Origin of the sequence: Pseudomonas sp. B7(2017) (genome assembly GCF_002112745.1) — a bacterium.
In the GTDB taxonomy this organism is placed as follows: domain Bacteria; phylum Pseudomonadota; class Gammaproteobacteria; order Pseudomonadales; family Pseudomonadaceae; genus Aquipseudomonas; species Aquipseudomonas ekonensis.
The window spans coordinates 24,913-50,027 of sequence record NZ_NEIP01000025.1 but is presented as its reverse complement, the minus strand read 5'-3'; the positions used below and the strand labels follow the sequence as shown (position 1 = coordinate 50,027).

Below are 25,115 nucleotides of genomic sequence, written 5' to 3'. Positions count from 1 at the left end.
GCCCCATCTAAGCCCCATACCCCATTGCGCAGGTGCCCCATGAGCGACCAGCAAGAATTCCCGGACAACCCCGACGACTACACCGAAGCCGAACACATCGAACACCGCTCCACCGGCAAGGGCCTGGCCCTGCCCGGCCAGAACCTGCCGGACAAGGTCTACGTCATCCCGATCCACAACCGTCCGTTCTTCCCCGCGCAGGTGCTGCCGGTCATCGTCAACGAAGAGCCGTGGGCCGAGACCCTGGACCTGGTCAGCCAGTCCGGGCACCACTCCCTTGCCCTGTTCTTCATGGACACGCCCCAGGAAGACCCGCGCCACTTCAACACCAAGGCGCTCCCCGAATACGGCACCCTGGTCAAGGTGCACCACGCCAGCCGCGAGAACGGCAAGCTGCAGTTCGTCGCCCAGGGCCTGAGCCGCGTGCGCATCAAGACCTGGCTCAAGCACCACCGCCCGCCCTACCTGGTAGAGGTCGAATACCCGCACCAGCCCACCGAGCCGACCGACGAGGTCAAGGCCTACGGCATGGCGCTGATCAACGCGATCAAGGAACTGCTGCCGCTCAACCCGCTGTACAGCGAAGAGCTGAAGAACTACCTCAACCGCTTCAGCCCCAACGACCCCTCGCCGCTGACCGACTTCGCCGCCGCCCTGACCTCGGCCACAGGCCCCGAACTGCAGGAAGTGCTCGACTGCGTGCCGATGCTCAAGCGCATGGAAAAAGTCCTGCCGATGCTGCGCAAGGAAGTCGAGGTCGCGCGCCTGCAGAAAGAGATCTCCGCCGAGGTGAACCGCAAGATCGGCGAGCACCAGCGCGAGTTCTTCCTCAAGGAACAGCTCAAGGTCATCCAGCAGGAGCTGGGCCTGACCAAGGACGACCGCAGCGCCGACCTCGAACAGTTCGAGCAGCGCCTGGAAGGCAAGGTGCTGCCGGCGCAGGTGCAGAAGCGCCTCGAAGAGGAAATGAACAAGCTGTCGATCCTGGAGACCGGTTCGCCGGAATACGCGGTCACCCGCAATTACCTCGACTGGACCACTTCGGTGCCGTGGGGCGTGTACGGCGAGGACAAGCTCGACCTCAAGCACGCGCGCAAGGTGCTGGACAAGCACCACGCCGGGCTCGACGACATCAAGGACCGGATCCTCGAATTCCTCGCGGTCGGCGCCTACAAAGGCGAGATCAGCGGTTCCATCGTGCTGCTGGTGGGGCCGCCGGGCGTGGGCAAGACCAGCGTCGGCAAATCCATCGCCGAATCCCTGGGCCGGCCGTTCTACCGCTTCAGCCTCGGCGGCATGCGCGACGAGGCCGAGATCAAGGGCCACCGGCGCACCTACATCGGCGCGCAGCCGGGCAAGCTCGTGCAGGCCCTGAAAGACGTCGAAGTGATGAACCCGGTGATCATGCTCGACGAGATCGACAAGATGGGCCAGAGCTACCAGGGCGACCCGGCCTCGGCGCTGCTGGAGACCCTCGACCCTGAGCAGAACGTCGAATTCCTCGACCACTACCTCGACCTGCGGATGGACCTGTCCAAGGTCCTGTTCGTCTGCACCGCCAACACCCTGGACTCGATCCCAGGACCACTGCTGGACCGCATGGAAGTGATTCGCCTGTCGGGCTACATCACCGAAGAGAAGGTCGCCATCGCCAAGCGCCACCTGTGGCCCAAGCTGCTGGAGAAGGCCGGCGTGTCCAAGGGCAGCCTGAGCATCAGCGACGCGGCCCTCAAGGCCCTGATCGACGGCTACGCCCGCGAGGCCGGCGTGCGCCAGCTGGAAAAGCAGATGGGCAAACTGGTGCGCAAGGCCGTGATGAAACTGATCGACGAGCCGAAGGCCGTCATCAAGCTGGGCCCCAAGGACCTCGAAGCCTCGCTGGGCCATCCGGTGTTTCGCAACGAGCAGGTGCTGTCCGGCACCGGCGTCATCACGGGGCTGGCCTGGACCAGCATGGGCGGCGCGACCCTGCCGATCGAAGCGACGCGCATCCACACCCTCAACCGGGGCTTCAAGCTCACCGGGCAACTGGGCGACGTGATGAAGGAATCGGCCGAGATCGCCTACAGCTACGTCAGCTCGCACCTGAAATCCTTCGGCGGCGATCCGAAGTTCTTCGACGAGGCGTTCGTCCACCTGCACGTGCCGGAAGGCGCGACGCCCAAGGACGGCCCGAGCGCCGGCGTGACCATGGCCAGCGCCCTGCTTTCCCTGGCACGCAACCAACCGCCGAAGAAAGGCGTGGCCATGACCGGCGAACTGACCCTGACCGGGCACGTGCTGCCGATCGGCGGGGTGCGGGAAAAGGTCATCGCGGCGCGTCGGCAGAAGCTCTTCGAACTGATCCTGCCGGAGGCCAACCGGGGCAACTTCGAGGAACTGCCGGACTACCTCAAGGAAGGCATCACCGTGCACTTCGCCAAGCGGTTCGCGGATGTGGCGAAAGTGCTGTTCTGATAATCATGTAGTGCCTGCACTACCGCTATCGCTGGCAAGCCAGCTCCCACAGGTTTTGCGTGACCGCAGATCCTGTGGGAGCCAGCCTGCTGGCGATGACGTCAGCCAAGGCTGCGCATGGCCGCAGAACCATGCGGGGGGAGGTTGTACCTTGCCCCCGGCAGCGCCTTCCACGGCGCCATCGCCAGCAGGCAGGCTCCTACAGGGGCGCTGTGTGCACCCTGGATCAGTGCGACGATTCAGCTTGCCCGCGAAGGGGCCGGAATTGACAGCCTCGCCCCGCCAGGTTGTCACACTTTGTCTCATCTTCAGTTATGCTCGCCGTTCGTCGAGAACGCCGGAGCCCCTCACCCCATGTCCCCCATTCGCCTGTTCGTCCCCCTGAGTCTCGCCCTGCTGGCCGCCTGCGCCACGCAACCGAAAACCAACGTGACCGTGGAGAAACAAAGCGAATGCCCGGTGCGGCTGGCCAACGGGCAAAACCTGATCGTGACCCTGCCCAGCAACCCCACCACCGGCTACCGCTGGGCCATCCAGGATTCCGCCGGCGGAGTGCTGCGCGCCCTGAGCCCCGAGGTCTACAGCAACCCCGAGGACGCCGGCGTGGTCGGCGCGGCGGGCCTGTCCACCTGGCGCTTCCAGGCCTTCGCCACCGGCACCGGGCGCCTGCGCCTGACCTCGCAGCAACCGTGGGCGCCGGAAGTGCTGCCGGTGGAAACCTTCGACTGCGCCATTTCGGTCAACTGACATGGGCTGGCTGATCCTGGCGCTGATGGGCGCGGCGACCTTCCTCTACGGCCTGAGCACCCACGCGGCGCTGCTCTGCCTGTTGGTCAAGCCGCTGCCGGTGCTGGCGCTGCTCGGCTGGCTGCACGACGCGCCGCCCGGCGACTACCGGCGCTGGATCAGCCTGGGCCTGATCTTCTCGCTGGTGGGCGACGTGCTGCTGGCCTGGCCGGGCGACCTGTTCGTGTTCGGCCTCGGAGCGTTCCTGATCGCACACCTGGCCTACCTCAAAGCCTACCTCAGCGACTGCCGGCGCCTGGCCGTGCTGCCGCTGGTCCTCGCCCTGGCCTTGGGCGCGGTGCTGCTGGGCATTCTGGTCGCAAGCGGCCTGGGGCCGTTGCTGGTGCCGGTGATCATCTACGGCACGGCCATCAGCGCCATGCTCTGGCGCGCCTTGGCCCGCCTGGGCAGCGGCGTGCCGCAACGTTCGGCGCTGCTGGCCGCCGGCGGGGCCGTGGCGTTCGTGTTCTCCGACAGCGTGATCGGCATCAACCGCTTCGTCGCGCCGTTCCACGCCGCCCCCTACCTCATCATCCTCAGCTACTGGCTGGGCCAGTGGGGCATCGCGGCCTCGGCGTTCTCGCAAAAACCGCGCTGACCGCATCGCCCGCAGGCTGGCTCCCTCATGGACGGTGCAACACCCTGGGGAGCGAGCCCGCTCGCGAAAGCGATGTGCCTGACACGAGGCTGGCAGCGCCGTTCGGGCGTTTATCAGCCAACCCGCGCATCCCCGCAGCAATTTGGCTAAAATGCCGGCCTTTTCCACCGAACCGCCGGAACCGCCGTGAGCAAAGAACCCGACCGCATTTTCGCCCAGCCCATGGCCCAGGTGCCTGACTTCGCCTTCAACGAGGACGTGGTGCGGGTGTTCCCGGACATGATCAAGCGTTCGGTGCCGGGTTACCCGACCATCGTCGAGAACCTCGGCGTGCTCGCCGCGCAGTTCGCCCAGCCCCACAGCGTGCTCTATGACCTGGGCGCCTCCCTCGGCGCCGTGACCCAGGCCCTGCGCCGCCATGTGCGCACCGACGGTTGCCGAGTGATCGCCGTGGACAATTCGGCGGCGATGGTCGAACGCTGCCGCGAGTACCTCAACGGCCAGGATTCGATGTTCCAGGAGTTGCTGCCGGTCGAGGTGATCGAAGCCGACATCCTGGCGCTCGACTTCAAGCCGGCCTCGGTGGTGGCGCTCAACTTCACCCTGCAGTTCATCGCACCAGAGCAGCGCCTGGCCCTGCTCGGCCGCATCCGCCAGGCCTTGCTGCCCGGCGGCGCGCTGATCCTGTCCGAGAAGCTGCGCTTCAACGACGCCGACGAACACGCGCTGCTCACCGACCTGCATGTGGCGTTCAAGCGCGCCAACGGCTACAGCGAACTGGAGATCGCCCAGAAGCGCAGCGCCATCGAAAACGTCATGAAGCCCGACAGCCTCGAAGAACACCGCGAACGCCTGCTGGCCGCCGGATTCTCGAAAGTCGTGCCGTGGTTCCAATGCCTTAACTTCGCCTCGTTGATTGCCCTGCCATGATCGATCTGTCTCCCCTCGCCCGCCGTCTGGCCGGCACGCCGCTGGCCGACTGGGCCAATACCCTGCAAGCGCAGCTCGACAAGAAGATGGAAAAGGGCCACGGCGACCTGGAGCGCTGGCAAAGCGCGCTGGACGCCCTGCCGCAGGTCCAGCCGAGCGAAGTCGACCTGCTCGACGGCCTGACGCTGGACAGCGACTGCGACGACGCCACCCGCGCGCAGATGCGCACCGCGCTGATGGGCCTGTCGCCCTGGCGCAAGGGGCCGTTCGACCTGTTCGGCGTGCACGTGGACACCGAGTGGCGCTCGGACTGGAAATGGTCGCGGGTCGCTCCGCACCTGAACCTTGCGGGCAAGCGCATCCTCGATGTCGGCTGCGGCAACGGCTACTACATGTGGCGCATGCTCGGCGCCGGGGCCGACAGCGTGATCGGGGTCGATCCGAACTGGCTGTTCTTCTGCCAGTTCCAGGCGGTGCAGCGTTACCTGTCGCAGCCGAACGCCTGGCACCTGCCGTTCCCGTTCGAAGACCTGCCGGCGAACCTCGAAGGCTTCGACACGGTGTTTTCCATGGGCGTGTTCTACCACCGCCGCTCGCCGATCGAGCATCTGCTCGCGCTCAAGGATTGCCTGGTCAAGGGCGGCGAACTGGTGCTGGAGACCTTGGTGGTCGAAGGCGACCGGCACCAGGTGCTGGTGCCGGAAGACCGCTACGCGCAGATGCGCAACGTGTGGTTCCTGCCGTCGGTGCCGGCGCTGGAGCTGTGGCTGCGCCGCGCCGGCTTCAGCGACGTGCGTTGCGTGGACGTGAGCTTCACCACCGTGGCGGAACAGCGCAGCACCGAGTGGATGAAGTACCAGTCGCTGAGCGACTTCCTCGACCCGCACGACCACAGCAAGACGATCGAAGGGCTGCCGGCGCCGATGCGGGCGGTGATCGTCGCCCGCAAGTAGATCGACCGGCGCCATCGCCAGCAGGCTGGCTCCCACAGGGTTTTGCGGTGAACACAGTGGCTGCATTCGGCCGAGTCCCCTTGTGGGAGCCAGCCTGCTGGCGATGGCGTCCGCCTAGACGCCGCCGAACGGAAGCAGACACGAGGCAGGCGTTCAGTCCGAAGACTTGGCGCGCCGGGCCCTGAAGAATTCGGTCAGCACCGCCCCGCACTCCTCCGCCAGCACCCCGCCCTCATGCAGCACCCGATGGTTGAGAAAGCCCTGGGTGAAGAACTGCCCCTGGCTCTGCACGATCCCGGCCTTGGGCTCCAGGGCGCCGTACACCACCCGCGCGATGCGCGAGTGCACGATCAGCCCGGCGCACATGCTGCACGGCTCCAGCGTCACATAGAGCGTGCTGCCCGGCAGGCGGTAGTTGCCGGCCGCCTCGGCGGCGGCGCGGATGGCGACCATTTCCGCATGGGCGCTGGGGTCGCTGGTGCTGATCGGGCAATTGAAGCCGCGGCCGACGATCTCGCCGTCCTGCACCAGCACCGCCCCCACCGGCACTTCGCCGAGGGCGGCGCCCTGCGCGGCCAGGGCCAGCGCTTCGCGCATGAAGTCGCGGTCGCGGCTGCGGTCGATGATCGCCGCGGGGCGGATCTGGCGCATCACTTCACCTCGATGGCGGCCATCAGGCCGGTTTCCATGTGGTCGATCACATGGCAGTGGAACATCCACACCCCCGGGTTATCCGCCACCAGCGCCACTTGCGCCCGCTCGTTCTTGCCCAGCAGGTAGGTGTCGGTGAAGTACGGAACGATCTTGCGCCGGTTCGAGGCGATCACCTTGAAGCTCATGCCGTGCAGGTGAATGGGGTGCTGGTACTGGGTCATGTTCTTGAGTTCGAAAATGTAGCTCTGGCCCAGCTTCAGGCTGGCGATCGGCCGGTCGGCGCAGGTCTTGTCGGTGATGTCCCAGGCCTTGCCGTTGATCTGCCACAGGCTCGGCGGCTTGCCGTTGTCGACGTTCACCGACACGGAACCGACCCATTCGAAATTGAAGTTGAGTTTCTCGGCCTTGGCCAGGTCCGGCTCGGCCACCGGGTTGACGGGCAGCGCTGGCGGCCACTCGGTCGGCGCATCGTCGTTGGCCACCGAACGCAGGGTGCCCAGCCGCACCGGGCCGTTGCGCAGCGACAGCTCCTGGCCTGCCGCCGGGGCCTTGATCGCCAGGCAGATGCGCATGCCGGGGCCGAGCCAGTATTCCTTGCCCAGCGGCCGCGGCTCCACCGGGTTGCCGTCCAGCGCGTAGATCTGCGCTTCGACGCCGGGGATGTTGATGCGGTAGGTCAGGGTGTTGTCGAGGTTGAGCAGGCGCACCCGCGTGATCTGGCCGGCGGGCAGTTCGATCACCGGCGACGGCACGCCGTTGATGGTCGACAGGCGCCCCGCCGTGCCGCCCCGGGCCGCTTCGCGGGGGATGCTGAAGTCGACGAAGTTGCCCTCGTCGTCCACGTGCCAGTTCTTCAGGCTCAGGGTCTTTTCGTAGCGGAAGCCGGTCGGCTCGCGCTCCTCGACGATCAGCGGCCCCACCAGCCCGCGGCCGAGCTCTTCGCTGCTGCTGACGTGGGGGTGATACCAATAGCTGCCGGCATCCGGCACACGGAATTTGTAGTCGAAGTATTCGCCCGGCAGCACCGGCAATTGCGAGACGTACGGCACACCGTCCATTTCCAGCGGCAGGCGGATGCCGTGCCAGTGGATGGTGGTCGCCACCGGCAGCCGGTTGATGAAGCGCACCCGCAGCCACTCGCCCTGACGCACGCGCAGTTCGGTGCCCGGCGCCGACGGGCCGAAGGCCCAGGCCTGGGTCTTGTGCCCGGCCACCAGTTCGACGTCCAGGGGCGCTGCGATCAGCTCATAGTCGTGCCCCGCATCGGCTTGCGCCCGCTTGCCCAGCCAGTAGCGCGCCGTCCCTCCCGCACCGACGCCAACGACAACAAGACCGGCCAGGCCACCGAGGATTTGGCGACGGGTAAAGGACATGAACTGGGCTACCTCACGGATCGACGGCAGGCACCGGGCCCGCAAAAGGCGAATACGATACACCCGCAACTGGCAAACAGTAAGGGCGACGTGCCGCCGCAGCGGCAATGCGATAACTATGTACCGCACCTGCGCCGCCCGGACGGGTCATGCTCCCTGCCCGTATCTCAAGGAGTGAGAGAGCATGATCCCAGACAACCACCGCCCGCTTCCCAACGCCGCCGACAAGGCCGCGCTCAAGGCCATCGCCCGCCGCGTCATCGGCGACTGCCCCAGCCTTCAGGACACCGCCCGCGAGGTGGCCGGCGACCTGCTGAAAAAGCACGGCGTCACCGGCCTCGATCCCGACCGGGTGTACTTCCACCGCTTCGATGCGGCCCAGAGCAACGGCCGCACCTTCACCGGCTGGGAACACGTCAACGCCAAACCGACCTCGACGCTGACCCTCACCCAACTGGTGATCCAGCGCTTCCGCGTCGCCGACCAGGACAACGCCGACCTGCTCGACGTGTACGCGGGCTTCTACAGCGCAGGCCCCACCGCCGGCACGTTCAACGAAACCAACGAAGTCCGCCTCCACGGCAACGAAGTATTGAAGGACTTCTGGAGCATCGATTTCAGCACTCGGTACAAGGATCGGCTGAGCACTTTCTGGCACCGCTCGGGCAGCGATTACCGCACCCTGGCCAAGTGCAACTTCCTGCTCAAGGCCGTGCAGGCCCGGGACAAGCGTCTGTTGAGCGACGAAGACTTCCGCTTCGTCACCCAGGCCGCGCTCGGCCCGATCAGTTGGCCGGTCACGCTGCAGTGGCTGCAATCGACGCACCCCACAACGGGTACGGTCCGGACGCTGGACGTCGCCGGCTTCACCGCCACCGACATCCTGCGTTTCGTCGCGCCCAAGGGTCGCCAGATCGTTTATGTGCCCGGCGAAGCCAGCGCCTTCACCGTGCTGGAAACCGCCACCGACATGCATTTCTGGATGCTGCTGCGGATGAACCAGCCGCAGGACCGCCAGATCTTCATGACGCATTTTCCCTTGGCCGACCGACAGGAGATCGCCGACCACATCAATGACCTGATGAACCGCCTGGTCAGCACTTGGAGCCGGTACGACCACCACCTGATCAACCAGAACGACAAAGCCATCGAAGGCGACACCTTCACCTGGCTGCAGACATCGACCCGCGACGCCTTGTTCATCGAAGCCGAACTCACGCTGACCGCCAACGCCGACCTGCGCAAGAAACTCTGGATCGGTTACCTCAGCGCCGGCCTGAGGGTCTTCGCCCCCATGGCCATCGTCGGCTGGCCGGTCGCATTGCCGTTGATCGGGGCGAGCATCGCCGACATGGGGCTGAACATCGATCAGGCGGTCAACGGCAAAACGTCCGAGGAGCGCAAGGCCGGCATCCTGGGGGCCGTGCTCGGCGGCATCGACCTGCTGCTGAACCTGGCCGCCCTCGCCGGCCCTGGCTCACTGGAAGAAGTCGGCCCCGACATCGAAGCGGCCGAGGCCAGGGAAATGGCAGAACTGCAGGAAGCGACGCAGCCGGCACGCACACCCAAGCCACCGCCCCCTCCGGCGGATGCTCAAGCCGTCGAGCCCCCGCGGCCTGTGTCTGGCATCCCGGCATCCTACCGAATCGGCCTTACCCTCGACGACACGACGCTGAGCCGCGAACCGGGCAAGTACCAGGGCATCCACAGCCTGCCGTCCGACCCGTCACGGGCCATCCGCCTCGGCGACGGCAACTACTACGTGCGCTACGAAACCTCGGCGAGCGGCACCGGCCACTGGGCCATCATCGACCCCGCCCGGCCGAATGCCTTCGTCCGTTCGATTCCCGTACGCTTGAACCCCGCCGGCCAATGGGAAACCCTTCCGCAGCTCGGGCTCAAGGGCGGCATGGATCTGCCGCACGCCAGCACCTCCGCCGCGCAGCAATGGGCACAACTGCCCGGCACCCTGGTCACCGAAATCGACGCCCCGGACATGCGCGCCTGGGCCCTGGGCGGCGCGGACGATGTCAGGCCGGTCACCGATGCCTTCGGCCGGACGCGCACCTTGAGCCGCTTCGAACTGAGCCAGGAAACCGCACGCGACAACCTGATCAGCGACGCCCGCACCTGGTATGCGGCCAATCCTGTCACGCCGCGCCTGCCCGTCGCCACGGCGGCGGCCTTCGACTCACCCGGCGACCTGCTCGACGCTGCCTTCGCCCGGAAGCCGGGGTTGGTCATCGGCGAAACGCAAGGCGGCATCGGCAGCAAGCAGTTCCTGATCGAGAACATGCCGGCCCTCGCCCGGCGCGGCGTGAAGACGCTCTACACCCAGCAACTGCTGGCCAACGTCAACCAGACGGCGCTGGATACATTCGCCCGCACCGGCCAGATGCCTGCCGAACTGGAAGAATACCTGCGCAAGCTCGACTTCATGGCCGGCAACGACCCCGATGGCCGCTTCACGCTGACAGAGGTGGTGAAGGCCGCCAATGCCGCAAAGATCCGGGTGCAGGCGCTCGACCTGTCCACCACCTACCACATCAACCGCTCCGCGTTCGGCTCGGAACCGGGTCTGCCGATGGCCAGGAGCTTCTTCGCCGGCCAGGTCATCCGCTTCAACGAAGCCGTCAAAGGCCCGGCCAGGTGGGTGGCGTTGGTGGATCGGGAACACATGACCACCTTCAGGGGCCACCAGGGCATCAGCGAACAGGCAGACGCCCTGAGCCTGCGTTTCGACGACGTGCCGCCAGGCCTTGAGGCGCCCATCGGCACCGACCCCGGGGTGGTCGTCGAGTACGCCGACTACCCCGGCTCACCCGTCGAGGAACCGCTGGACGGAGGCGACATGGATGCCGTGCAGGCCCAGATCCAGGGCACCTGGCGCGTGCAGATGCCGACCCCGTGGGCCTACCGCACACCGCAGAATCTGCGCGCCCTGTTGCCCGAGCCCGGCATGTTCACCTTCCAGCGCTACCGCAACAGCATTCTGGTGGTCTACCGCAACGAAGCGGGCCACATGGCGGACAGCGTCGTGCGTACGACACCCGGCGGCAGGATCAGTCTGCAGGTGCCGATGCGGCCCGAGTACGACTTCATCACGGCCGACCATTGCGATGAGCTCAAGCAGGCCCTGATGGAGCGAGGCCTTCGGCCCATGGGGTGGCCGTTGCCGGCCGAACCCGCTGCGCTGCCGGTCGAGCCCGGCCTGGCCCAGATCCAGGACAAACTCGCACGCTGGCAAGCCAATGATCTGCTTGAAGCTCGAAGGCCTGACACCGGGCCCGGCAAGTTCCAGGGCATCTATCGGCTCGACGGCGACCCTGCGACGGCCATCAGCCTCGACGGCACCGCCTACTACGTGCGCTTCGAACCCGACGTCAACGGCCCCGGCACCTGGGCCATCATCAACCCTGAACGCCCGAACGCGTTTTCCGGCACCCTGCCGGTGCGCCTGAACGCCCAAGGCGAATGGGAACTGGCTCCAACGGGTGGCCTGAAGGGCGGTGGCAACAACCTCAAGGGCATGTCTCGGATCAGGACTGAGGCCGCGCCTGCGCCTGCGCCTGCACCTGCACCTGCGCCTGCGCCTGCACCGTTGCGCGCTCCTGCCACCGGCTACGAATCGCCCATCCGTTACGGCCTCAGGAATGTGGCGCTGGGCAAGCCGGAGACGCACATCAAAGTCAGCAGGTTGCCCGATGGCAGCATTAGAGGAATCACCTCCTATGACGAATACGTCACGGACCTGCGGCGCAAGCTGGCACGGGATACCGATCAATTCTTTGGACGCCGAGACCTTTACCGTGAGTTGCCCGCCCGTCCCGCAGTCGACGCAATCCCCACGACTTCGGCCTCAAGCCTGATCGAACACGTATTCGACGCAGTGCCCGGCCTGGTCATCGGCGAAGGTCAGGACCGGATCGCCAGCCTGCGTTTTCTCATCGAAAACATGCCGACCCTGTCGCGCAAGGGGGTCAGGACCCTGTACTTCCACCGCCTGCTCAACGACTTCAGCCAAGGCGACCTGAATGCGTTTTTCCGCACAGGCGAGATGTCCCCGGATCTCGAAACCGTTCTGCGGCAGCTGCAAAATGATCCATCGGGCGTGCATACGCCGTTGGAAACGGTCAAGGTCGCGCGCCTCAACGGCATCCGGGTTCAGGCGACGGACTGCCTGGCCAGCTACCGCTTTCCCGAGGCACCGTTTACGCAGCTGCAGGAACAAGGCATCAAGAACTACCTTACGCATACCGTCATGCAGGCCGACCAAAAGCTCAACGAAGCGGGCAAGTGGGTTGTCCTCACCGGCCAGGAAAACACCAACACCTTCCGTGGCGTGGTCGGCATCAGCGAACTGCAGGGCGGCATCGGCTTGCGCATCGAAGAAGTGCCGCTCGATGCGCCGGCAACGATCGAGATCGACCGCGGCATCCGCATCGGCAGAGGCTATGTGCATCAAGACAGGCCACAACAGGGGGCATTCGACACGCTCTATGCCGATCTGAGTTTGAAGTCGCCGCAGCCTTCCGTCGAAAGAACGCCGGCGGACATCGAACGGATGCTGATGCGGCGCGGCCAGTACACCTTCCAGAACACCGAAGACGGCGTGACATTGATCCACCGCAACCGGGAAGGAAAGATCGTTCACACGCCGGTCGAACGTCTCGCTGACGGCACCTTGCGGATCCATCGCCCGGTGTGGGTGGGCATCGATCAGGTAGCGTTCGCCAGCCTCGAAGAATTGTCCTGGAGCCTCAGCGAGATGGGCATGCTCCTTGAGGGCCGCTTGCCGCACTGAACCTTCCCGCCAGCCGAAAAAAAGCCCCCGGTCTTGCGACCGGGGGCTTTCGGATGTCACAGCAACGGGCCTGGGTTGACGGGCCCGTTCGTGATCATTCCCACTCGATGGTGGCTGGCGGCTTGCTCGACACGTCGTAGGTGACGCGGGAGATGCCTTCGATCTCGTTGATGATGCGGCCGGAAACGGTTTCCAGCAGCTCGTACGGCAGGTGCGCCCAACGGGCGGTCATGAAGTCGATGGTCTCGACGGCACGCAGGGCCACGACCCACGCGTAACGGCGGCCGTCGCCGACCACGCCCACCGATTTCACCGGCTGGAACACCACGAACGCCTGGCTGACCTTGTGATACCAGTCGGCCTTGCGCAGTTCCTCGATGAAGATGTGGTCGGCGCGGCGCAGCAGGTCCGCGTATTCCTTCTTCACTTCGCCGAGGATGCGCACGCCCAGGCCCGGGCCCGGGAACGGGTGACGGTAGACCATGTCGTACGGCAGGCCCAGCTCCAGGCCCAGACGGCGGACTTCGTCCTTGAACAGTTCGCGCAGCGGCTCGACCAGCTTCAGGTTCATCTCTTCCGGCAGGCCGCCCACGTTGTGGTGCGACTTGATCACGTGGGCCTTGCCGCTCTTGGCGCCGGCCGACTCGATCACGTCCGGGTAGATGGTGCCCTGGGCGAGGTACTTGATGTTGTTCAGCTTGCAGGACTCGGCATCGAACACGTCGATGAAGGTGCGGCCGATGATCTTGCGCTTCTTCTCAGGGTCGGCTTCGCCGGCCAGGTTGTTCAGGAACTGGTCTTCGGCGTTGGCGCGGATCACCTTGACGCCCATGTTCTCGGCGAACATGGCCATCACCTGGTCGCCTTCGTGCAGGCGCAGCAGGCCGTTGTCGACGAACACGCAGGTCAACTGGTCGCCGATGGCCTTGTGCAGCAGCGCGGCGACCACCGAGGAATCGACGCCGCCGGACAGGCCCAGCAGCACGTTGTCGGTGCCGACCTGGGCACGGATGTTGGCGATGGCGTCTTCGGCGATCTTCGACGGCGTCCACAGGGCTTCGCAACCGCAGATGTCGAGGACGAAGCGCGACAGGATGCGGCCGCCCTGCTTGGTGTGGGTCACTTCCGGGTGGAACTGCACGCCGTAGTAGGCGCGCTCGTCGTTGAACATGCCGGCGATCGGGCAGCTCGGGGTGCTGGCCAGGATGTGGAAGTCTTCCGGCATCTTGGTGACCTTGTCGCCGTGGCTCATCCACACGTCGAGGCCGAACAGGCCGTCGGCGTCAATGTGGTCTTCGATGCCGTCGAGCAGGCGGCTCTTGCCGACCACGTCGACACGGGCGTAGCCGAACTCACGCAGTTCGGAGCCTTCGACCTTGCCGCCCAGTTGCTCGGCCATGGTCTGCATGCCGTAGCAGATGCCGAAGACCGGCACGCCCAGGTCGAAGACGGCCTGCGGGCAGCGTGGGCTGTCGGCGACGTGCACGGACTCGGGGCCGCCGGCGAGGATGACACCCTTCGGGGCGAATTCGCGGATCGCATCTTCGTCCATGTCGAACGGGTGCAGTTCGCAGTACACGCCGATCTCGCGCACGCGGCGGGCGATCAGTTGGGTGTACTGGGAACCGAAGTCGAGGATCAGGATGCGGTGAGCGTGAATATCGAGGGCCATGATTCAGTCTCGTCTTAAGTCAATCAGTAACAGTCGTGATTCAGAAACAACTCGGGGCTGAATGAACAGCCCCGGTTGCTTAGCGATTTTGAAGGCTCAACCTACGCGGTAGTTTGGCGCTTCCTTGGTGATCTGCACGTCGTGGACATGGGATTCGGCCATGCCGGCGCCGGTGATCCGCACGAACTCAGGCTTGGTGCGCATCTCTTCGATGTTGGCGCTGCCGGTGTAGCCCATCGAGGAGCGCAGGCCGCCCATCAACTGGTGGATGATCGCGGTCAGGGTGCCCTTGTACGGCACGCGGCCTTCGATGCCTTCCGGAACCAGTTTCTCGGCGCCGGCAGAGGAGTCCTGGAAGTAGCGGTCGGAGGAACCCTGGGCCTGGGCCATCGCGCCCAGCGAACCCATGCCGCGGTAAGCCTTGTAGGAACGGCCCTGGAACAGTTCGATCTCGCCCGGCGCCTCTTCGGTGCCGGCGAACATCGAGCCCATCATCACGCAGGACGCGCCGGCCACGATGGCCTTGGACAGGTCGCCGGAGAAACGGATGCCGCCGTCGGCGATCAACGGAACGCCGGTGCCTTCAAGGGCGGCGGCCACGTTGGCGATGGCGCTGATCTGCGGAACGCCGACACCGGCGACGATGCGGGTGGTGCAGATCGAGCCAGGGCCGATGCCGACCTTGACCGCGTCGGCGCCGGCTTCGGCCAGGGCCTTGGCGGCGGCGCCGGTGGCGATGTTGCCGCCGATCACCTGCACTTCAGGGAAGTTTTCCTTGACCCAGCGAACGCGGTCGATCACGCCTTTGGAATGACCGTGGGCGGTGTCGACCACCACCACGTCAACGCCGGCGTTGACCAGGGCGGCGACACGCTCGCCGGTGTCCTTGCCGGTGCCGACCGCCGCGCCGACGCGCAGGCGACCCTGGTCGTCCTTGCTGGCCAGCGGGTAGGCCTTGGCCTTCTCGATGTCCTTGACGGTCATCATGCCCTTGAGGGCGAACTTGTCGTCGACGATCAGGACTTTTTCCAGGCGGTGCTTGTGCAGCAGCTCGCGGACTTCGTTCTTGTCGGCGCCTTCGCGGACGGTGACCAGACGCTCTTTGGGCGTCATCACTTCGCGCACGCTGACGTCCAGACGGTTCTCGAAGCGCACGTCGCGGGAGGTGACGATGCCGACCAGGTCGCCGTCGTGCAGCACCGGCACGCCGGAGATGTTGTGCTGGCGGGTCAGTTCGAACAGGTCACGCACGGTGGCGTCGGCCTCGATGGTGATCGGATCCTTGACCACGCCGGCCTCGAACTTCTTGACCTTGCGCACTTCGGCGGCCTGCTGCTCGATGGTCATGTTCTTGTGGATGATGCCAATGCCGCCTTCCTGAGCCATGGCGATGGCCAGACGGGCTTCAGTGACGGTGTCCATGGCGGCGGAAACCAGAGGAATGTTCAGCTCGATGCCACGGGTAAGGCGGGTCTTCAGGCTGACTTCGTTGGGAAGCACCTCGGAATAACCGGGCACTAGGAGAATGTCGTCGAAGGTCAGAGCTTCTTGGCTGATACGCAGCATCGCGGGGGCTCCCGGGCGGGAAAATGGAAGCGCGCCATTATACTCAGACACCCCGCCGGGCTCAATGCAAAACTCGCCTGACATCAATGTTGCTGATGTACGGAAAGCCCGGGGCCTAGAGCTCCACCTTGACCCAGCTCACCGGCTGATCCAGCCAGTCGGCGAATTCGTCGATGAAGCTCTGCTTGAACCCCGCCTCCAGCCAGTTGTTGAAGATGAAACCCAGGTTGGAGAACGCGCAGGGCTGCAGGAACAGAAAGCCGTTGATGTCGTCTTCGTGCCCGCACTCGGGGCAGGTGAAGTTGTCGGTGCGGTTGGGCATCCAGTCTTCCAGGCTTTCGAACAGCGCTTCGCCCACCTCCTGGCGGCACTCGGCGCAGCCGGCCTCTTCGAGGAAGCCCTTGGCCGGCGTATAGATGCAGCGCTTGACGATGATCTCCAGGCCGTTGACCGGCTCGCCGAACGGCAGCGCCTCCGGATGCAGCACCACCTCGCGGGCGCCTTCGGCGATCGCATGGCCCATGCGGTTGCCGGTGCGTGCGCAGGTGCTCAACTGTTCCTCGACGATGTTCTTGCGCACCAGCCAGCGCAAGATGGCCCGGGCGCGGGGCTCGTGCACCGGCAAGGTGGAGATTTTCGGGACGAGGATGCTTTGCGAGTTCATGGGCCCAGCCTGCTGCGGATACGGTTGATCATCCTGTAGGAGCGAGCCTGCTCGCGATGGCGTCGCACCAGTCAGCGATGTGTCGACTGAATGGGCGCTATCGCGAGCAGGCTCGCTCCCACAAGGAAGTGCGGCCGGCAGCTTAATCCCTGACGCGCTGCGGTCAAGTGCCCAGGTAACGCCCGATCAGCGCAACCCCGCTGGCCAGCACCAGCCAGGTCACCAGCCGCACGAACGCCTCGCGGGACAGGCGCGCGGTCAGCCGCCGCCCGGACCACAAGCCCAACGCCATGGCCGGCATCAGGCACAGCGCGAGCATCAGCAAGGGTAGCTCGGCATACACCCCGGCGACGGCGAACAGGCTCAAGCGCACCACCGTGCTGCAACTGATCAGCGCACTCTGCGTGGCCCGCGCGGCGTCCTTGGGCAACCGGCTGTTGAGGTAGATCGCATACAGAAACCCGCCGCTGCCGAACAGCGCGCCGAAAAGCCCGCCCACCGTGCCCATCGGCAGCGCCCAGCCGGCGGCCAGCCGCGTCGGCCGGGCCTTGATCCACAGGCTGTAGACCGCATACGCGCTGATGAACAGCCCCATCATCAGCAACAGCAGGTCGGACTTGAGGTTGAGCAGGAAAATCACCCCCAGCGTGCACCCCACCGCCATGCACGGCAACAGTCGCAGCAGTTCCGGTTTCGCCACCTCCCGCCGCGACGGCAACAGATTGCCGAACGCGGCGACGAAGTCGAGCAGCACCAGCAACGGCACGATCTTGGACAGCGGCATGAACAGAATCAGGATCGGCCCCGCCACCAGCGCCGTGCCGAAACCGGCGATGCCGAAGACCACATACGCCAGCGCCACCCCCGCGCCGATGGCGGCCCAGCCCCCCACACCCCACGACCATTCGCTCAACAACGCCGCCACACTCATCCGTCCGCCTCCTCATGTCAGTCCGGGATGACTTTAGCCAGCGGCGAGACTTGCGACTAATATCGCTTGAGCCACCCAGCCATCTCGAAAAGGCATACCTCGTGCTCTCCACCCGTCAACTGCGCTATTTCGTGGAAATCGCCGACTGCGGTAGCTTCAGCGCCGCCGCCGAACGCCTGTTCATCGCCCAATCGGCGCTGAGCCGGCAAATAAAGGACATGGAGCAGCGCCTGCACACCCCGCTGTTCGAACGCACCGCCCGCCAGCCCCGGCTCACGGCGGCCGGCGAAGCCTTCCTGCCCCGGGCCCGCAACCTGCTCGCCGAACTGGACAAGGCCAGCGCCCTGGCCACCGAGGTCGGCAACGGCCGGCGCGGCACCGTGCGTCTGAGCCATTCCAGCACCGTTGCGCTCAGCGGTGGGCTGCTCAAGGACATCGGCGTGTTCCTCGGGCAACTGCCCGGCGTATCGCTGGACATCGGCAAGCTCTCCTCCGAAGCGCAGCTTGAGGAACTCGCCGAGGGCCGCCTCGATGTCGGCCTGCTGCGTTTGCCGGTGCTGCGCCAGCGCGAAGGCGTCCAGGTGCTGCCGCTGTTCACCGAACGCCTGCTGCTGGCGGCGCCGGACACCCATCGGCTGGTCAAGAGTGGTTCGGCCATCGACCTGGCGCAATTGAAGGACGAGCCGTTCATCTCGATCCCGCATCCGCAGCGTGGCGGGCTCAGCTATTTATGTGCGGACCTGTGCATGCGCCACGGTTTTTTCCCGAAAGCGGCACGGGTGATGTCGCGCAAGACCACGCAACTGCAACTGATCCAGGCCGGGTTCGGCATCGCCCTGCTGCCGGAGTCGATGCAGGCCATCGCCCCGCCGGGCGTGCGCTTTCTGCCCTTGGCCGACCCCGGCTGCCGAAGCACCGTCGCCCTGGCCTGCCGACAGGATCCGCCGCCGCTGATCCGACGCTTCATCGAAACCTTCACCGCATCCTGCGGGAGCCAGTCTGCTGGCGATGGCGTCAGAGAGCGCAGCGCCTAACCGGGCGAGACCATCGCCCCCACAAGGGATTTGGGCGCAGTCATGGAGAATCGCCACCGAATGCCTTTACACTGCGCCCCATGATTAAAGATCCCTTTGCAAGGCTCGGCCTTGACCGCGAAGTCCTGACCGTCACCCAGCTCAACGGCCGCGCCCGCGTGCTGCTCGAAGACGTGTTCAGCAACATCTGGGTCGAAGGCGAAATCTCCAACCTGGCCCGTCCGGCGTCCGGCCACGTGTATTTCACCCTCAAGGACAGCGGCGCCCAGGTGCGCTGCGCGCTGTTCCGCCAGAACGCGGCGCGGGTGCGCCAGGCGCTGAAGGACGGCCTGGCGGTCAAGGTGCGCGGCAAGGTTTCGCTGTTCGAGGGCCGCGGCGACTATCAGCTGATCCTCGATACCGTGGAGCCGGCGGGCGACGGCGCCCTGCGCCTGGCCTTCGACGCGCTGAAGGAAAAGCTCAGCGCCGAAGGCCTGTTCAGCGCCGAACGCAAAGTGCCGCTGCCGGCGCACCCGCAGCGCATCGGCATCATCAGTTCGCCGACCGGCGCGGTGATCCGCGACATCATCAGCGTGTTCCGCCGCCGCGCGCCTCAAGTGCAACTGACGCTGGTCCCCACCGCCGTGCAGGGCCGCGAGGCCACCGCGCAGATCGTCCGCGCCCTGAAGCTGGCGGACGCCCGGGGCTTCGACGCGTTGATCCTGGCCCGGGGCGGCGGTTCGCTGGAAGACCTCTGGTGCTTCAACGAAGAAGCCGTGGCACGCGCCGTGGATGCCTGCGTGACGCCGATCGTCAGCGCCGTCGGCCATGAGACCGACGTGTCGATCAGCGACTTCGTGGCCGACGTGCGCGCGCCCACGCCCTCCGCCGCCGCCGAACTGCTCGCCCCGGATTCCGGGCACCTGATCCGCCAGGTCGAAAGCCTGCACCGCCGCCTGGTGATGCGCATGCGCGACCGGCTGATGCGCGACCGCTTGCGCCTGGAAGGCATGACCCGCCGCCTGCGCCATCCCGGCGAACGCCTGCGCCAGCAGGCCCAACGCCTGGACGACCTGGACATGCGCCTGCGCCGGGCCTTCGAGCGCCATTTGAACACCCGCCGCGAACGCCTGCTGCGCCTGGAGACTCGCCTCGCCGGACAACACCCGGGACGCCAGCTGGCCCTGCTGCGCCAGCGCCTGGACAGCCTCGCCGAACGCCTGCCCCGGGCCATGCGCGAAGGCCTGAAGAGCCGGCGCCAGCAGCTGCATAGCCAGATGCAGACCCTGCACGTGGTCAGCCCGCTGGCCACGCTCGGCCGGGGCTACAGCATCCTGCTGGACGAGCGCGGCAACGCGATCCGCAGCGCCGCGCAGACGCAGAACGGCCAACGCCTCAAGGCCAGGCTCGGCGAAGGCGAACTGCACGTGCGCGTCGAGGACAATCACCTGACGCCTGTCACCCTTTCTTTACTGGACTGATCCATGCCGCGTTTCCTCGCTCCGCTGCTGTTGCTGTGCCTGACCTTCAACGCCCACGCCGACAGCTACATCACAAGGCTTTTGAACAAACCGGTGCCGGGCGGCGTGGCGGTGATCGACCTGGGCAGCGCCGCCCAGGCGCCCAAAGCCACGTACCAGGGAAAACCGGTGCTGGTGGTCAAGGAACAGAACAACTGGCTGGCCATCGTCGGCGTACCGCTGACGGTCAAGCCGGGCGTGCAGCAGGTCAACAGCGCCGGCCGCAACCTGAACTTCACGGTGGGCAGCAAGAAATACCCGGAACAGCACATCACCCTGAAGAACACCCAGCAGGTCAACCCGAACCCGGCCAACCTCAAACGCATCGAGGGCGAACTGGCCGAACAGATCAAGGCCTACCGCAGCTTCAGCCCGAACACGCCGAGCAACCTGCTGCTGGACAAACCCGTCAACGGTCCGCTGTCGAGCAAGTTCGGCGTGCGCCGCTTCTTCAATGGCGAAGAGCGCAACCCCCATGCGGGCCTGGATTTCGCGGTGCCGGCCGGCACCCCGATCAAGACCCCGGCGGCGGGCAAGGTGATCCTGATCGGCAATTACTTCTTTAACGGCAACACGGTGTTCGTCGACCATGGCCAGGGCTTCATCAGCATGTTCTGCCACATGTCGAAGATCGACGTGACCAACGGCCAGCAACTGGCCCGCGGGGCCGTCGTGGGCAAGGTCGGCGCCACCGGCCGGGCGACCGGGCCGCACATGCACTGGAACGTCAGCCTGAACGATGCGCGGGTGGATCCGGCGATCTTCATCGGCGCGTTCCATCCCTGAGCCGGCGGCGAAAACGCTGGCCTCATCGCGGGCAAGCCCGCTCCCACAGGGATTTTCGGTGATCCGCGATACCTGTGGGAGCGGGCTTGCCAGCGATGGCGGCAGTCCAAGCGCCGCAGGACATGATTAAGACAGTTGCTCCCACAAGGTCGGCAACTGACCTGAATCTTGTGTGCGACATCAATCGTTGCAGGGCGGGCTTGCCCCGGGTGGAAATCCGACGATGGCGACCTGAACATCAGCGCAACACCCCGGAAAGACCGGCACTTTTCATCCCCTCAAATCCGTATCCGCCAATTGCGCCGACCCAAAACAGTGCGCAATCATTCAGAAATTCAGCGCCACCCAGCACAATAAAATCTCGCGAATCCCCGTTTTCCGAGTATTCCTCTCAAATTTTTCCGACTGCTTGCCATCCTCCCCCCTCGCGGTTAGGGTTGAGGACATGAAAACCTCTCACACCCTTATTCAGCTTCGCCAGCACCGCAGCCTGTGCCTCGTCAGCGCACGACTGCCGGGCTGAATCGCTGCGCCTCGTCTCTGCTTCTCTCCGAACATTCGTTCCACCGGCAGGCCGCCTCTTTTCGGCCCAGACAATAAGGAATTTCCCGATGAGCATGCTCAAAGACCCGTCTTCGAAATACCGCGCGTTTCCCGTGATCAACCTGCCGGACCGCACCTGGCCGTCGAAGACCATCGACGCCGCGCCGATCTGGTGCAGCTCCGACCTGCGTGACGGCAACCAGTCGCTGATCGAACCGATGGACTCGGCGAAAAAGCTGCGCTTCTGGAAAACCCTCGTGCAAGTGGGCGTGAAGGAAATCGAGGCTTCGTTCCCGGCCGCCTCGCAGACCGACTTCGACTTCGTGCGCACCCTGATCGAAGACGGCCACATCCCGGACGACACCACCATCCAGGTGCTCACCCAGGGCCGCGAAGACCTGATCGAGCGTACCTTCGAGTCCCTGCGCGGGGCGAAGAAAGCCATCGTTCACCTGTACAACGCCACCTCGCCGTCGTTCCGCCGCATCGTGTTCAACCAGGACAAGGACGGCATCAAGGCCATCGCGGTCAACGCCGCCAAGCTGTTCGTCAAGTACGCCGCGCAGCAGCCGGAAACCGAGTGGACGTTCGAGTACTCGCCGGAAACCTTCAGCGCCACCGAGCTCGAGTTCGCCAAGGAAGTCTGCGACGCGGTGATCGAGGTCTGGAACCCGACGCCTGAGCGCAAGATGATCCTCAACCTGCCGGCCACCGTCGAATGCGCGACCCCGAACGTGTACGCCGACCAGATCGAGTGGTTCGGCCGTCACATCAACCGCCGTGACAGCGTGATCATCAGCCTGCACACCCACAATGACCGCGGCACCGGCGTGGCCGCCACCGAGCTGGGCCTGATGGCCGGCGCCGACCGCGTCGAAGGCTGCCTGTTCGGCAACGGCGAGCGCACCGGTAACGTCGACCTCGTCACCGTGGCCCTGAACATGTACACCCAGGGCGTCGACCCTGAGCTGGACTTCTCCGACATCGACGGCGTGCGCAAGGTCGTCGAGGAGTGCAACCAGATTCAGGTGCACCCGCGTCACCCGTACGTCGGCGACCTGGTGCACACCGCGTTCTCCGGCTCCCACCAGGACGCGATCCGCAAGGGCTTCGCCCAGCAGAAATCCGACGCCCTGTGGGAAGTGCCGTACCTGCCGATCGACCCGGCCGACATCGGCCGCAGCTACGAGGCGGTGATCCGCGTCAACAGCCAGTCGGGCAAGGGCGGCATCGCCTACCTGCTGGAGCAGGAATACGGCATCAGCCTGCCGCGCCGCATGCAGATCGAGTTCAGCCAGGTCGTGCAGCGCGAGACCGACCGCCTGGGCCTGGAGATGACCGCCCAGCAGATCCACGCGCTGCTCCACACCGAGTACCTGCAGGCCAACACCCCGTACGCGCTGGTCAGCCATCGCCTGCAGGAAGAGAACGGCCACAGCGCCGTCGAAGTGGAAGTGGCGAGCAAGGGCCAGGGCGAGACCAACCTGCACTGGCGCGGCAAGGGCAACGGCGCGCTCGAAGCGCTGGTGGCCGGCCTGCCGATTCCGGTGGAGATCATGGACTACAACGAACACGCCATCGGCGCGGGCACCAACGCCAAGGCAGCGGCCTACATCGAGCTGCGGGTGAACGGCGAACGTGCGGTGCACGGCGTGGGCATCGATGAAAACATCACCACCGCCAGCTTCAAGGCCCTGTTCAGCGCGCTGAACCGCTCCCTGAGCCAGCCGGAAGCGAAAGCCGCATAACCGGCCGCCGCCATGCAAAAGGCCCCAGGGTGTGAACCCTGGGGCCTTTCTTTTTGCCGGATGGTTTTACGTTGGCCACCTCACGTGAACTCGAACGTGTCCGCATCCAGGTTCGCCGGGAAGCGCTCACGGTAGGCGGACAGCGGCGCCGCCTCCAGCACGACCCGGAACACGCCGTCCGCCTCCCCCGCCGCCAGCAGGGTTTCGCCCTGGAAGTCCAGCACCTGGCTGTCGCCGGTGTAGGCGAAACCCTTGCCGTCGGTGCCGATGCGGTTGACCGCCGCTACGTAGCACAGGTTCTCGATGGCCCGCGCCGGCAGCAAACGGTTCCAGTGTTGCCGGCGGGCACCCGGCCAGTTGGCGGTGTACAGCAGCAGGTCGGTGTCCTGGGCGTCACGGCTCCACACCGGGAAACGCAGGTCGTAGCAGATCAGCGGGCGCACGCGCCAGCCCTTGAGCTCGAACTGCACCTGCCGCTCGCCCGGCGTGTAGTGGTTGTGCTCGCCGGCCATGCGGAACAGATGGCGCTTGTCGTAATGCAGCACCTCGCCGTCCGGCCGCGCCCACAGCAAGCGGTTGCGGTGGCTGCCGTCGGCGGCCTGGATGATCACGCTGCCGGTGACCACGGCCTCCAGCTTCTCCGCCTGGGCCCGCAGCCATTTGCTGGTCGGACCGTTCTCGGCTTCGGCCAGCGTCTCGGACGCCATGGAGAACCCGGTGGTGAACATTTCCGGCAGGATCACCAGGTCAGCCCCACGGGCCTGCTCCAGCAGCACCTCGAAATGCTCCAGGTTGGCCTGCCGGTCGTGCCAGGCCAGGCTGGTCTGGATCAACGCCACATCAAGATTCGGCAACGCACTCAGATCACGCATAGTTTTGCCGCCGCTTCGCGCAGCGTCTCCTCGCGTTTGGCGAAGCACAGGCGCACCAGGCGCTGGCCTTGCGGTGGATGCTGGCAGAACACCGACACCGGGATGCTGGCCACGCCATGCTCGCGGGTCATCCACATCGCCATCTCGACGTCGTTCAGGTCGGGACGGATCTGCGAGTAGTCGACCAGTTGGAAATAGGTGCCGGCCACCCGGGTGAACCGGAACCGCGAAGGCGCCAGCAGATCGCAGAACAGGTCGCGCTTGGCCTGGTAGAACGCCGGCAGTTCTTCGACGTGCTCAGGGTGCGCGGCCATGTAGTCGGCCAAGGCGTACTGCAAAGGCGTGACCCCGCAGAAGCTGACGTACTGGTGCACCTTGCGCAACTCGGCGCTCAGGGCCGGCGGCGCCACGACGTAGCCGGTCTTCCAGCCGGTGACGTGATAGGTCTTGCCGAAGGAGCTGACCACGAACGCACGCTGATACAGCTCTTCGTGGGCCAGCACGCTGACGTGGGCCACGCCGTCGTACACCAGGTGCTCGTAGACTTCGTCGCTGATCACGTAGATGTCGCGGTCGCGGATCAGTTCGGCCAACCGGTCGAGCTCGGCACGGCTGATCAGGGCTCCGCTGGGGTTGTGCGGGGTGTTGAGGATGATCATCCGCGTGCGCGGGCCGATGGCGGCGCTGAGCCGGTCGAAATCGATGGCGAAATCGTCCAGGGCGAGCTGCACGTGCACGCAACGGCCGCCGGCCAGCTCCACCGCCGGCTCGTAGCTGTCGTAGGCCGGGTCGAACACGATGACTTCATCGCCGCTGCGGATGACCGCCTGGATGGCGCAGAAGATCGCCTGGGTCGCGCCGGGGGTGACCGTCACTTCGTTGTCGGCATCCACGCTGGCGCCGTAGCTGCGGGCGATCTTCGCCGCGATCTGCTGGCGCAGCGCCGGCAGGCCGGTCATCGGCGAATACTGGTTATGGCCGCTGGCGATGTGCCGCCCGACGGCATCGCGCAGCGCCTCGGGGCCGTCGAAATCGGGAAAACCCTGGGACAGGTTGATCGCTCCGGTCTGCGCCGCGAGCTGAGACATCTGCGTGAAGATGGTGATGCCGACATTCGGCAGCTTGCTGGTGATCATCAAGGTTCCCTGCTCTGCACCCGGCTCTGACGTCGGCGCGGGAGTGCCCGAGGATAGCCCATCCGCCGCACATGAAAAAGGGCGCCAAACGGCGCCCTTCCCGGAACTC

General features: G+C 65.7%; 18 protein-coding genes. 10 read left to right on the top strand and 8 right to left on the bottom strand.

The features are described from left to right. The first annotated feature begins 39 nt into the window (after positions 1–39). From lon to cmoB, 5 genes are all read left to right on the top strand, one after another. Positions 40–2,457 (top strand): endopeptidase La, encoded by a 2,418-nt coding sequence (gene lon / locus CAG29_RS26955; RefSeq protein WP_085634025.1) that lies wholly within the window; start codon positions 40–42, stop codon positions 2,455–2,457. 354 nt (positions 2,458–2,811) lie between these two features. Next, positions 2,812–3,204, top strand: coding sequence for a protease inhibitor I42 family protein (locus tag CAG29_RS26950; RefSeq protein WP_085586666.1), 393 nt, complete (start codon positions 2,812–2,814; stop codon positions 3,202–3,204). A 1-nt stretch (position 3,205) separates the two neighbouring features. Next, complete coding sequence (locus tag CAG29_RS26945) at positions 3,206–3,841, top strand: lysoplasmalogenase (RefSeq protein ID WP_085586665.1); 636 nt, start codon at positions 3,206–3,208, stop codon at positions 3,839–3,841. A gap of 222 nt (positions 3,842–4,063) precedes the next feature. Further along, positions 4,064–4,771: a carboxy-S-adenosyl-L-methionine synthase CmoA gene (gene cmoA, locus CAG29_RS26940; protein ID WP_225927287.1), complete on the top strand. Its 708-nt coding sequence runs from the start codon at positions 4,064–4,066 to the stop codon at positions 4,769–4,771. Next, positions 4,768–5,724 (top strand): tRNA 5-methoxyuridine(34)/uridine 5-oxyacetic acid(34) synthase CmoB, encoded by a 957-nt coding sequence (cmoB, locus tag CAG29_RS26935; protein WP_085634022.1) that lies wholly within the window; start codon positions 4,768–4,770, stop codon positions 5,722–5,724. The genes cmoA and cmoB overlap by 4 nt, the downstream gene beginning before the upstream one ends. Positions 5,725–5,877: 153 nt before the next feature. Here the strand turns inward: cmoB and tadA are convergent, their stop codons facing one another. Continuing rightward, positions 5,878–6,375: a tRNA adenosine(34) deaminase TadA gene (tadA, locus tag CAG29_RS26930; RefSeq protein WP_085586662.1), complete on the bottom strand. Its 498-nt coding sequence runs from the start codon at positions 6,373–6,375 to the stop codon at positions 5,878–5,880. Next, positions 6,375–7,751 (bottom strand): multicopper oxidase family protein, encoded by a 1,377-nt coding sequence (locus tag CAG29_RS26925; RefSeq protein ID WP_085634021.1) that lies wholly within the window; start codon positions 7,749–7,751, stop codon positions 6,375–6,377. The genes tadA and CAG29_RS26925 overlap by 1 nt, the downstream gene beginning before the upstream one ends. 184 nt (positions 7,752–7,935) lie before the next feature. On the opposite strand from CAG29_RS26925, the gene CAG29_RS26920 reads away from it, so the two are divergent. After that, complete coding sequence (locus CAG29_RS26920; protein ID WP_085695407.1) at positions 7,936–12,555, top strand: membrane-targeted effector domain-containing toxin; 4,620 nt, start codon at positions 7,936–7,938, stop codon at positions 12,553–12,555. A 94-nt stretch (positions 12,556–12,649) separates the two neighbouring features. On the opposite strand, the gene guaA is transcribed toward CAG29_RS26920, so the two are convergent. The 4 genes from guaA to CAG29_RS26900 form a co-directional block, all read right to left on the bottom strand. Beyond that, the gene (gene guaA / locus CAG29_RS26915; RefSeq protein WP_085586659.1) at positions 12,650–14,227 is read right to left on the bottom strand and encodes a glutamine-hydrolyzing GMP synthase; all 1,578 of its coding nucleotides are present in this window, start codon (positions 14,225–14,227) and stop codon (positions 12,650–12,652) included. Between the two features lie 96 nt (positions 14,228–14,323). After that, complete coding sequence (gene guaB / locus CAG29_RS26910) at positions 14,324–15,793, bottom strand: IMP dehydrogenase (protein ID WP_085586658.1); 1,470 nt, start codon at positions 15,791–15,793, stop codon at positions 14,324–14,326. A 115-nt stretch (positions 15,794–15,908) separates the two neighbouring features. Beyond that, entirely contained in the window at positions 15,909–16,457 is a 549-nt protein-coding gene (locus CAG29_RS26905; protein ID WP_085586657.1) for a sugar ABC transporter ATPase, read from the bottom strand. 163 nt (positions 16,458–16,620) lie between these two features. After that, a complete protein-coding gene (locus CAG29_RS26900; protein WP_085586656.1) occupies positions 16,621–17,388 on the bottom strand; it encodes a sulfite exporter TauE/SafE family protein in 768 nt (255 codons plus the stop codon). 101 nt (positions 17,389–17,489) lie between these two features. Between CAG29_RS26900 and CAG29_RS26895 the strand changes: the two genes are divergently transcribed. From CAG29_RS26895 to leuA, 4 genes are all read left to right on the top strand, one after another. Continuing rightward, on the top strand, positions 17,490–18,422 hold the full coding sequence (locus CAG29_RS26895; RefSeq protein WP_085695406.1) for a LysR family transcriptional regulator: 933 nt from the start codon (positions 17,490–17,492) through the stop codon (positions 18,420–18,422). An 80-nt stretch (positions 18,423–18,502) separates the two neighbouring features. Further along, positions 18,503–19,882, top strand: a complete 1,380-nt coding sequence (xseA, locus tag CAG29_RS26890) for an exodeoxyribonuclease VII large subunit (protein WP_085586654.1) — start codon at positions 18,503–18,505, stop codon at positions 19,880–19,882. A gap of 3 nt (positions 19,883–19,885) precedes the next feature. Further along, a complete protein-coding gene (locus CAG29_RS26885) occupies positions 19,886–20,707 on the top strand; it encodes a peptidoglycan DD-metalloendopeptidase family protein (RefSeq protein ID WP_085695405.1) in 822 nt (273 codons plus the stop codon). 611 nt (positions 20,708–21,318) lie between these two features. Beyond that, the gene (leuA, locus tag CAG29_RS26875) at positions 21,319–22,998 is read left to right on the top strand and encodes a 2-isopropylmalate synthase (protein ID WP_085586652.1); all 1,680 of its coding nucleotides are present in this window, start codon (positions 21,319–21,321) and stop codon (positions 22,996–22,998) included. Positions 22,999–23,078: 80 nt separating this feature from the next. Here the strand turns inward: leuA and CAG29_RS26870 are convergent, their stop codons facing one another. Then, positions 23,079–23,870, bottom strand: coding sequence for an amidohydrolase (locus tag CAG29_RS26870; RefSeq protein WP_085695408.1), 792 nt, complete (start codon positions 23,868–23,870; stop codon positions 23,079–23,081). Then, a complete protein-coding gene (locus CAG29_RS26865) occupies positions 23,858–25,006 on the bottom strand; it encodes a pyridoxal phosphate-dependent aminotransferase (protein ID WP_085586651.1) in 1,149 nt (382 codons plus the stop codon). The genes CAG29_RS26870 and CAG29_RS26865 overlap by 13 nt, the downstream gene beginning before the upstream one ends. Positions 25,007–25,115: the final 109 nt, after the last annotated feature.